The 10618-nt window shown below is 44.6% G+C and carries 10 protein-coding genes; 5 read left to right on the forward strand and 5 right to left on the reverse strand.

Annotation, left to right across the window (positions count from 1 at the left end; genetic code table 11):
* The first annotated feature begins 17 nt into the window (after window positions 1–17).
* Entirely contained in the window at window positions 18–1223 is a 1206-nt protein-coding gene (locus WS34_RS15710; protein WP_502685466.1) for a thioredoxin family protein, read from the forward strand.
* Window positions 1224–1297: 74 nt separating this feature from the next.
* Here the strand turns inward: WS34_RS15710 and WS34_RS12960 are convergent, their stop codons facing one another.
* From WS34_RS12960 to WS34_RS12980, 5 genes are all read right to left on the reverse strand, one after another.
* Window positions 1298–1987 (reverse strand): DUF4163 domain-containing protein, encoded by a 690-nt coding sequence (locus WS34_RS12960; RefSeq protein ID WP_087383173.1) that lies wholly within the window; start codon window positions 1985–1987, stop codon window positions 1298–1300.
* A gap of 142 nt (window positions 1988–2129) precedes the next feature.
* Window positions 2130–2816: a tRNA (adenosine(37)-N6)-threonylcarbamoyltransferase complex dimerization subunit type 1 TsaB gene (gene tsaB / locus WS34_RS12965; protein WP_022161312.1), complete on the reverse strand. Its 687-nt coding sequence runs from the start codon at window positions 2814–2816 to the stop codon at window positions 2130–2132.
* Between the two features lie 36 nt (window positions 2817–2852).
* Window positions 2853–3425 carry an L-threonylcarbamoyladenylate synthase gene (locus WS34_RS12970; protein WP_022161311.1) on the reverse strand — a complete coding sequence of 191 codons (573 nt, stop codon included), beginning with the start codon at window positions 3423–3425 and terminating at the stop codon, window positions 2853–2855.
* A 148-nt stretch (window positions 3426–3573) separates the two neighbouring features.
* Entirely contained in the window at window positions 3574–4470 is an 897-nt protein-coding gene (locus tag WS34_RS12975) for a diaminopimelate dehydrogenase (protein WP_022161310.1), read from the reverse strand.
* 41 nt (window positions 4471–4511) lie between these two features.
* Window positions 4512–5330, reverse strand: a complete 819-nt coding sequence (locus tag WS34_RS12980) for a 2,3,4,5-tetrahydropyridine-2,6-dicarboxylate N-succinyltransferase (protein WP_046402538.1) — start codon at window positions 5328–5330, stop codon at window positions 4512–4514.
* A gap of 225 nt (window positions 5331–5555) precedes the next feature.
* Between WS34_RS12980 and WS34_RS12985 the strand changes: the two genes are divergently transcribed.
* The 4 genes from WS34_RS12985 to WS34_RS13000 form a co-directional block, all read left to right on the forward strand.
* Window positions 5556–7151 (forward strand): YfcC family protein, encoded by a 1596-nt coding sequence (locus WS34_RS12985; RefSeq protein ID WP_046405279.1) that lies wholly within the window; start codon window positions 5556–5558, stop codon window positions 7149–7151.
* Between the two features lie 52 nt (window positions 7152–7203).
* The gene (locus WS34_RS12990; protein WP_013611780.1) at window positions 7204–7713 is read left to right on the forward strand and encodes a 3'-5' exonuclease; all 510 of its coding nucleotides are present in this window, start codon (window positions 7204–7206) and stop codon (window positions 7711–7713) included.
* A 940-nt stretch (window positions 7714–8653) separates the two neighbouring features.
* Window positions 8654–9361: an inorganic diphosphatase gene (locus WS34_RS12995; RefSeq protein ID WP_046402543.1), complete on the forward strand. Its 708-nt coding sequence runs from the start codon at window positions 8654–8656 to the stop codon at window positions 9359–9361.
* 486 nt (window positions 9362–9847) lie between these two features.
* Window positions 9848–10618: FecR family protein (locus WS34_RS13000; protein ID WP_286693780.1), on the forward strand; the 771-nt coding region annotated here is incomplete at its 3' end.

Here is a 10618-nt window from a genome sequence, read left to right on the forward strand (position 1 = left end):
GTAATAACGATTTATTTATGAGTAAATTATTTTTATTGGTGGTTACTATGAGTTGGAGTATAATTGCTTCAGCACAGGGAATCGATTTTTTTCACGGTAGCTACGAGGAAGCCTGGAAAAAAGCCCGATCCGAGAATAAGGGAATTTTTGTAGATGTGTATACTTCCTGGTGTGGACCTTGTAAAAAGATGGCCAGGGAGGTTTTCACCCAGGCCGGGGTCGGTGATTATTTCAATACGCATTTTGTTTGTCTGAAACTGGATGCAGAAAAAGATAAGGAGCATCCCTTTTTTCAGCATTTTAAGGCGACAGCTTTTCCTGCTTTTTTTTGGCTGAACGGCGAAGGTGAAATTTGGGATATGCATGTCGGATATGCCGAACCTCAGGAGTTTTTGAAGTTGGCTGCTGCTGCCGCACAATCGGACTTGAATAAGCAGTTGGACGAAGGACGTCGACGCTGGGAAAGCGGAGAACGTACTCCTGACCTGATCCGTGATTATGTGTTGGGGGTATTGAGTAAAGTGGAACCCGATCGGGTTGAACCGATGATGTGGGAATATTTGGAAGGTTTATCGTCCGAACTATTGGAAACAGAAGAAAATTACCGTTTTTTAAAACGTTTTATGCAGAGAGCGGAAGACAATCTGGCTTTTCGTACTTTGTTGAATAAGGCAGAAATTTATCAAAAATACGAAAAGGGATATGATTTCTGGATCAATATGTATCGGATGGTAGTACGTTGTGGAATCGTTCAGCGCGAAGAACCGGAGGCGTATCAGGCTTATCTTCGGTTTTTGAAAGAACTGAACCTGCCTTTGGCCGGGATGTATCTCGAAATATTGAATATGGAATATACTTTGTTTGAAAAAGATTTTCAAAAAGGTATTCCGGAAGCGATGAAACTGATCGGAAAATATAAGGAAAAACATCCTTATCTGGCCGGTCAATTTTTTTATACGTTGATTATTGCCGGTTTCTTTCAGGAAGAACAAGTCGGTATGGAACTGGCTGACCAGGTCGTCGATATGGCCTATCAGGCATTGAAAACTATACCTTCGAAAGAAAATTTATTGTATCTGTCTGTGGCATATGCCCGGAAAGGAGATTATAAAAAGGCATTCGAACTGATGGCCGGTGAACCTTTCTTTCCGTCACCTGTACTTTCGAATGCATTGTATAAATACCTGAATTTACCCGTATTCCACCGGGATTATATAAAATAAATTTAAAACAGTAACAACGGTAATAACCGCTTTATCCGTTGTTACTGTTTTATCCATTTCAACCGGTCGGACCATTATTTGATTACCAGCATATCCTTCATCTTTTCTTTGGGAATGGAAATGATGGTGTGGCCACAAGAGTAAGGACCGAGGATATATTGGGCATAAGTAAAATCGACCGTGTGGAGGGTAAGGTTGATGCAGGTGACATTATCCACTGTCGGAGCTTCGAAAGTGAAGCATTTGTCCGGATCTTTCAGATTAGCCTTTAAAAGGGCATTGATATCTGCTGCTTTGTCCAGGTTGAGGATATCTTTATTGGTTAAGAATTTCTGTGTCTTCACATCGTAATTTATAGCATAAAAATTGGTCATCCCATGGGCTCCTCCCAGCATTTCGTACGATAATACCCGGACACTGATGTAATTTTGGTCTGCCAGGAACACCGAATCTTCAATGATCAGTTCGTAGGGAGCTACTTGCTTGAAACCTGCAGAATCTAAACGGGCAATGTTCTCTTTAGCTTGTTCGATAAAGGCTGCATGAATACCGTTGATCAGCCCGTTGACCTCGTCGTTGAATTTGACACAGCTTTTTTCAGTTTCAGCATCTGTAGTCGAGAAAGCAGGACGGTCGATTTTGATGTCCCATTGTCCGGTCTTGTCGGTCAGATGGATTTGTTTAACATCCAGCTTAATCTCTTTTTTACAAGCCCCTAAAGCAAGGACTGCAAATACCAGGGTAAAAAGTTTTGTTTTCATCATTCTGTTTTTTGAAAATTAAAATTGCAATTTACGGTATATCGTAAATCGAATTTGCAAAGTTAACTTTTAACAGATGATCTCCTATTTTTTATAAAAAATATAATCGAAAAATTCAAAACCCGATATGCCGGCGAAAATTGGATCAAATCACTTTTTTCTTCGGAGTCGTGGCAATAAAATCTTTGAGATAAAACGGTTCGAAGTAGGCGACATCGACAAATTCTTGCCGGCCGAACAGCTCCTCTGCAAGGGGGATCATGTGCTGGGCAGAGGTTTCTACTTGTCCCATGAAATGAGCATTAGGAGCGGTAAGGAGCATCCTGACTTTGTCGCTGCCATTTCCGAAAAAATAAATTTTATGTCCGGCCAATAAATCGGCAAACGAATTTTCGTCGACGATTTCTGCTTTGGTATCGATGACCTTTTGGTTGTTACGGTCGAAAAAAGCGGTATAGACTTCCATCCGGCGGGCGTCGATCATCGGGCAATACAGCGCTTCTTCCCGTATCCGTTCCGATACCGATAAGGCCAGTGCTTGTAAGGTCGGTACGGCGATCAGAGGTTTACCTGCTCCGAAACATACTCCTTTCGCCATAGATACTCCGATGCGTAATCCGGTATACGACCCCGGGCCCATACTGATCGCAACGGCATCCAGACAATGGGCATCCATGTGATTGTCTTTTAGGATTTCGTCGATGTAGGTGCCTAATAAAACCGAGTGGTTCAATCCCTCGTTATTTTCTTTCAAGGCAATCATTTTTCCGTCCCGGGCTAAGGCTACCGAGCAGACAGAAGTAGAGGTATCTATATTTAAAATCAAAGCCATAATTAAAGTCGAATGTTTAAAGTCAAGAGCTAAAGATTATTTCCGGATAATTTGAATCTCCCCGCCCATTCCCAGTTTGATAATACTCGAGGGAGCTGCCGGGTTATGATCGTTGCGGCGATAATCTACGATATAGTCTACTGCATTTTTGATCTCCTCACTGATTTCCCCGAAAAAATGAGGGGAGGGTTCGCCGCTGATATTGGCCGAAGTCGAAACGATGGGTTTATTATAACGGAAAATTAAAGATCGGGTAAATTCTTCCCGCGTAATCCGGATACCGATCGTACCGTCTTCTGCGATCAGATTGGGTGCCAAACGTTTAGCACCCGGATAGATGATAGTTGTCGGTTTGTCGGCCACTTCGATCAAATCGAGGGCTATATCCGGGACGTCGGCATAGGAAGCTATTTTCCCTGCATCGTCCAACAATACAAGCATCGATTTGTTGTCGGCCCGTTTTTTGATGTCATAAATCCGTTTGACAGCTTCCGGATTAGTGGCGTCACAACCCAATCCCCAGATCGTATCGGTCGGATAAAGAATTACACCTCCGTTTTTCAGGATTCCCAGCGTTTTCCGGATTTCCTCTTTGAGTTTATCGTTCATATAATATAGATTTCAAAGGGCGAAAATACGAAGTTTTTCTTTACCTTAATCACCTTTTGGCTTTTTGTTTTATGATTTACGATGATAACCTTGCACACTTTATATGGCAGAGAAAAATCGTAAATCATAAATCATTAGACATTCCGGTTTAGACCAGATGGCCGATGAGTTCTTCCCGTTCGCCATATAACAGGTCGGCCATCGGGATCTCGATCAGCGTATAACATCCGGGTTGTTGCCGCATCGAAGCCCGGGCTGAAGATACCATAATTTGAGCGGTCAGGGCCGGATTATTGATCCGCATGTTAAACTCGAACCATTGGTTTTGTGTTTTTCCCGACACGCCTTTCCGGGTAAGGTTGACGCCATGGCCCATATCCAGTAAGTCGTCTACTTTTTCAACCTGCAAGACATGGGTCTCATCATTTATGAAATAAGGATCGTTTTTGATCTGCTGTGCAACTTCACCGAAGAGATATCCTTCCTGAAGTTCGATATATACCATTCTGCGGTGAATCCCGGTTCCCGTGGGGATAGTCATAGACAGGGCGGCCTTTACTCCCTCGATCGCTTTGACGGCTACCGTATGGCCCATACTCATGCCGGGGCCGAAGTTTGTATAAGTCAAACCTTTCGGAGCACAGGCTTCCAATAGTGCACGTATTACAGAATCTGTTCCCGGGTCCCAACCGGCCGACATAATGGAAACAGCCTGATGTTTACGGGCTACCTCTCCCAAAGTGCGGTGTAAGTCGACAGTTTGAGTGTGTATGTCGAAACTGTCTACCGTATTGATACCTAGCCGGAGGGCTTCGGTTGCATAGTGTTCCACACTGCGGGTCGGGGTACATAAAATAGCTACCTGAACCCCTTCCAAATCCTGCAGACGGCTTACTACTTTGTAGTTGTGCAGTTCTTCCGGAACCTCGGCGGCATTCCGGCGTACAATACCCACGATCTCGAAATCGGGAGCAACCTGGAGTGCTTCTACTACATATCTCCCGATATTGCCGTATCCGATAACGGCTGCTTTAATTTTCTCCATATATTTCTAATCTTATAATCTGAATTTGGTTTTAATATCTTTTACACCGGCACGTCGAATTCCCGTAATGCACTGTTCAACGAGGTTTTCAGGTCGGTCGATGCTTTTCTTTTGCCGATGATCAGAGCACAGGGCACTTCGTATTCGCCGGCAGGAAATTGCTTTTTTCGTGAACCGGGGATCACGACGGACCGGGCCGGCACATAACCCTGGTATGTTACCGGTTCATTTCCCGTGACATCGATGATCCTGGTCGAGGCGGTGATTACCGTATTCGCACCCAGTACGACTTCTTTTTCCAGATGGGCACCTTCCACAATAATACAACGCGAACCGATGAAGCAGTTGTCCTCGATAATTACCGGTGCTGCTTGTACCGGTTCCAATACTCCTCCGATCCCGACTCCTCCGCTAAGATGTACATTTTTCCCGATCTGAGCACACGAACCGACAGTCGCCCAGGTATCTACCATCGTTCCCGAATCGACATAAGCACCGATATTGACATAGGAAGGCATCATCACCACTCCCGGGGCGACATAGGCTCCATAGCGGGCGGCAGCCGGAGGAACTACCCGTACTCCTAATTCTGCATAATCTTGTTTGAGCCGGATCTTATCGTGATACTCGAATGGTCCCGTGGTCATGGTCGACATGGGTTGGGTTGGAAAATATAAGATAACCGCTTTTTTTACCCATTCGTTCACTTGCCAACCTTCGTCGGTTGGAGTAGCCGTGCGCAATTTCCCTTTGTCCAGTAACCCGATTACCTGATCGATAGCCGACCGGGTCTCTTCTTTCTTCAATAATTCCCGGTTCTCCCAGGCTGCTTCAATGATTTTTCTGATTGCTGTATACATTTCTAACTCGTTTTTTGTCGGACGAAAGTGCCTATGCCCAGGATGTCTCTGGAATTGCAAATTTCGCAATAATTTGTTGTACGACAAAAACTGTTCCCCGGATTGTTAATCGTCTAACCGATTTTTTCCACGATGTGTAGAATAAAACATAGACCGATAAAAAAATATATATACCTTTGTTCCTCACCGTACGTGTGTCGGAAAAGTTTAACTATTTAATGTGCTATGCTGAAAAAGATTCCTCATACTTATACGATTATTTTTTCAATTATTCTGATTTGTGCCGTTTTGTCCTGGATTATCCCGGCAGGAGAGTATAGTCGCCATACCGTCGAGGTCAATGGAACAACCCGGACGGTGATTGTCGACAATTCTTATCATGCGGTGGAATCGGCACCACAGACCTGGCAGGTATTTTCTTCTTTGTTGCAAGGATTTGAGAAGCAGGCCGGAATCATAGCCTTTTTACTGATTATCGGCGGGGCTTTTCAGATTATGAACAATAGCCGGGCGATCGATGTAGGGATTTTTTCTTTTTTGCGTTTTACACAGGGATTGGAACGGCATCGTTTTATGAAGCGGATCGGGGTGAACAACCTGGTGATCGCTATGATTATCTTCTTGTTCAGTATGTTCGGGGCTGTTTTCGGTATGAGCGAAGAAACGCTGGCTTTTGTGATTATCATTGTACCTTTGGCTATTTCGATGGGGTATGATTCGATTACCGGATTGTGTATGGTCTATGTTGCGGCCCACGTAGGATTTGCCGGAGCGATTCTGAATCCGTTTACCATCGGTATCGCTCAGGGACTTTCCGACTTACCTTTGTTTTCCGGTTTTGAATACCGCTTGTTTTGCTGGTTTTTGCTTACCGTGATTTTAGTTGCCTGTGTGTTGATCTATGCTGCCCGGGTGAAACGCCATCCGACCCTTTCCCCGATGTATCGGGCCGACGAATATTGGCGGAATCGCCGTAGCGAAAGTGGCGAAGAGGTTGCTTATACGGTCCCGGTGGCTTCTTATGTCGTGTATGGATTGATTGTCGTGTCTCTGATTATTTTTGCTGTCGTTTATCCGGCTACTACTTTTAGTTTGGGGAATGCTTCGGTCACTTTTTATGCTGTGCCGGTCGGTACGGTTTTGTTCGCTTTGTTCGGATGGTTGGGGTTACGGAAATCTTTTCATTTTTTCATCCTTTCTATCCTGGCTTTTACGGTCATCTTTCTGGTGATCGGAGTGATGGGGCATGGTTGGTACCTGCCCGAAATCTCGGCGATTTTCCTGGCGATGGGAGTGTTGTCGGGGTATGCTGCGGGCAAAGATGCCGACGGCATCATCAAATTGTTTCTCGAAGGAGCCAAAGATATCTTATCGGCGGCTATTGTGGTCGGGCTGGCCGGAGGTATCATCCAGATTTTGCAGGACGGGCGTATTATCGATCCTATATTACATGCCTTGGCTTCTCTGATGAACGAGGCCGGAAGAGTGGCTTCGGTTGGTGCGATGTATGTAATTCAGACGCTGATCAATATCATTATCCCTTCGGGATCGGCCAAAGCTGCTTTGACGATGCCGATTATGGCTCCCTTCTCGGATGTCATCGGTATTTCCCGGCAAGCTACAGTGATGGCTTTCCAGTTCGGTGATGGATTTACCAATATGATCACGCCCACCTCCGCCGTATTGATCGGTGCTTTGGGAATCGCCCGCATTCCCTATGAGGTGTGGGTAAAATGGTTTGCCAAAATCCTCCTGTTGTTTGTCGTCCTGGGTTTTCTGTTACTGATACCCACAGTAGTCATGCAGTTGCCTGGGTTTTGAAAATCTTAAGCTTTAATGATGTATTTTTGTCTAAATAAATGCTGAAGTAAAAATGGAGAAATTTGCTGCAATAGATTTCGAGACAGCCAATTGGCAGCAGACCAGTGTTTGTTCGGTGGGGATCGTCGTGATGAACCGGGGGGTGATCGAAGACCGGTTTTACAGTCTGATTCATCCTGCACCGAATTTTTATTCCCGGCGTAATACAGCTATTCACGGTTTGAGTCGGGAGGATACCGAGGAAGCTCTGGCTTTTCCTACGGTATGGCGGGAAATTGCTCCGATGATTGAAGGGATACCTTTGGTGGCTCACAATAGCATGTTCGACGAGGGATGCCTGAAAGCTGTCTTTCGGCTTTACGAAATGGATTATCCCGGTTACTCCTTTTACTGTACCTACCGCCTTTCCCGGAAATTATTTAAAGGACTGGAAAACTATCAGTTGCATACCGTTTCTTCCTTTTGCGGATATGACCTGAAAAATCATCACCATGCCCTGGCCGATGCCGAGGCTGCAGCTGTCATTATGCAATCCATTTTGCAGCAATGTCCCGATTTATAGTAGGTTTATTTTTTCTTTCTATTCCGATTCCGGTTTTTATACCATCAGACCGGTTCGCTAGGACCGGTCCGGTAAGGCTTTCCTTCACTGACCGGCGGAACTCCTCGCAAGCTCGTCAGACACCACCGGTCGGGCGTTCGGAAAACCTAACCGGACCCTCGTTCCCGCTCCAATGGTCTTCCGGCACAAAATCCTTCATCTCACGACAGAGCTAACCGGCAAAGAAAATACAAGCGGAAATTTACAGTAATAGGAAGCCGGACGGTCCGGCTTATTTCCAGGGAGAATGATCTTTTTTAAATCAAGACTGATCTACAATTCAGTGATAACGTCAGTCGAAGGTGTTCGTGTTCGGGGACCATTGGAGCTCTGTCGAGTGTCGTCTTGCTTTTTCTGAACGCCCGACCGGTGGTGTCTGACGAGCTTGCGAGGAGTTCCGCCGGTCAGTGAAAGAAAGGGCTAGACGACCGACAGAAGCGACCGGGTCCCCGAACACGAACACCGGAGACGAACAAGTACCGGAATAATTCTACGTTTATAAGTATAAATATTGTATATCACTGTCTTATTTTTTATGAAATGAGATTAGATGCTTTTCCTATATTGGTATATAGGATACGGTTTGGCAAAAACAATCAAGTAAGTTGGTTGTTTTGCTCTCACCTTTTTATATTTTTGTTTGCTAATTGATAATTATGACTGACGATAAGGTTCCTGCCGTCGGTTGAATCCATTACCTGGTCGGTGGATGGGAGCGGGGAATACGATTGAAAGAGTTGCATTGGCTTTAAGAAAGGCGAAAGGATTAGGGGGTAACAGAATAAAATATTCTAATCTTGTGTGACTGTTTTATAAACTTTCCCGTTTGTTTATACTGGGCTGACGAACGAATTCGTTTGTTTTTCGTTTTGCTATTGAATTGTGTTTTAATACTATCATTATGGTCGAGATAAAAAAAGGACATCCGTTGAAAGCAGTACTCTTCGATATGGACGGCGTATTATTCGATTCGATGAAGAATCATACGTTAGCTTGGTATAGAGCTTTGTCTTCCCGGGAGATCCCTTGTGAAAGAGATGAATTTTATCAATATGAGGGAGCTACGGCCGAATGGACGATTAATTTGATTTTTGAGCGGACCTATCATCGGCAAGCGACTAAGCAGGAGATTGAAGAACTGTATACCTTAAAAAGTAAATACTTTAATGAGCTGCCCGAGGCTAGGCCTATGCCGGGGGCCAAAGAGGTTTTGAAGATTGTCCGGGAGCACGGTTTATTGCCCGTTGTCGTTACCGGTTCCGGCCAACAATCGTTGTTGAAACGGTTGACCGAAGAATATGCCGGTTTTATCGATGCTTCGGCTTTGGTAACCGCTTTTGATGTCGGGCATGGTAAACCCCATCCGGAACCTTACCTGAAAGGCCTGGAAAAAGCACATGCTATGCCCGGCGAAGCTTTCATCGTAGAAAATGCACCTTTGGGGGTAAAAGCCGGTGTGGCGGCTGGAGTTTTCACTATTGCCGTGAATACAGGGCCTATTCCTGAAAAACAATTGCAAGAGGCCGGGGCCGACTTGATCTACCCGAATATGCCGGCTTTACAAAAGCATTTGCCGCAACTGCTGACCGAACGTCATAACCGGGCCTGAATTTTCCGGGTTGTAAATTTATCGTAAATCCAGAGAAATAGACTTGAACAGAGGCCTGTTGCCAGTATAACCACCCATATCCCGGAAGGATTGTATTTCTCCCACAATAAATGGGTTAATTCATGCCCCGATAACTGGAGTTGCCGGGCTACTTCTTCAAAATAAACATTGTTCGGGAGCTGATCCGGTGTTGTAAGCCTTTCTTTGCTACTGGTTTCCGTACCATAACTACTTTATCCGACATTTATAAGTGTAAATTGTATATAAGTGCCTGTATAAATATAGAAAATTGTGAAAAATTTCAAGCTGAACGTCTTAAAAGGATATTAAAAGAATAATATATTAAATTTGTCTTAAATGTTATAGGGTTGATGTTGAATTTCTTGTGGCTGTGGTTTTGCTTTCCTTAAGAAAAAAAATAAAAAAATATAACTTTTTGATTACACCAAAGTAGGGCTTGTTCGCTTTAGTTATAAAAGCAAAGAAATGTTACAGACCCCAGAAGAATATATAGCCCGGCTCATTTTCCTTCATTTTCAGGGAATCGCCGATGATAAGCAGGAACAGGAACTAACCGAATGGCGGAATCTTTCACCGAGACATGAGGAAATTTATATCCGGTTAAGCAAACAAGAGTATTGGGAGAATAACTTCCGGCGTTTTATCAAAAACGAGGAAGAGCATGTACAAAACTGGGAACGTTTGAACGGACGGTTGGCGGGGTACCGGCGGGTGTCACGGATAAAAAAGTGGAGTTATGCTGCTGTTGTATTATTATTGATAGGAATAGGAAGCGGATTATTTTATGATCCGGCTAGCGGGGTATTTTCCGGTCAACAGGGAATTGTGACAGGTGAAAATCTTCCCGGTGCGAAACGACATGCCATATTGACCCTGGGAGATGGGACTGAGATCGATTTGAAGGATGAAGTAGCCCGAATGAATTTAAGCAAACGGCAAGAGGCTCCGCATGTCGGAGAGGGGGCTTTATCTTACCGGAGTGTTACGGATAGCGTACAGTTGAGTGAATACCATACCCTGCAAGTGCCCAGAGGTGGAGAGTATGTATTGGTGTTGGCCGATGGTTCGGAAGTATTGCTGAATGCCGAGTCGAAACTTACCTTTCCGGTAGTTTTCCGGGAAAAAGAGAGAAGGGTATATTTGGAAGGAGAGGCTTATTTTAAAGTGAAGAAAAATCCGGCATGCCCGTTTTTTGTAGAAGTAAAACCCTTAGAGGTTGAAGTAACCGGAACAACT

The sequence above is a fragment of the Odoribacter sp. N15.MGS-14 genome (assembly GCF_000980245.1).
Lineage (GTDB): Bacteria > Bacteroidota > Bacteroidia > Bacteroidales > Marinifilaceae > Odoribacter > Odoribacter splanchnicus.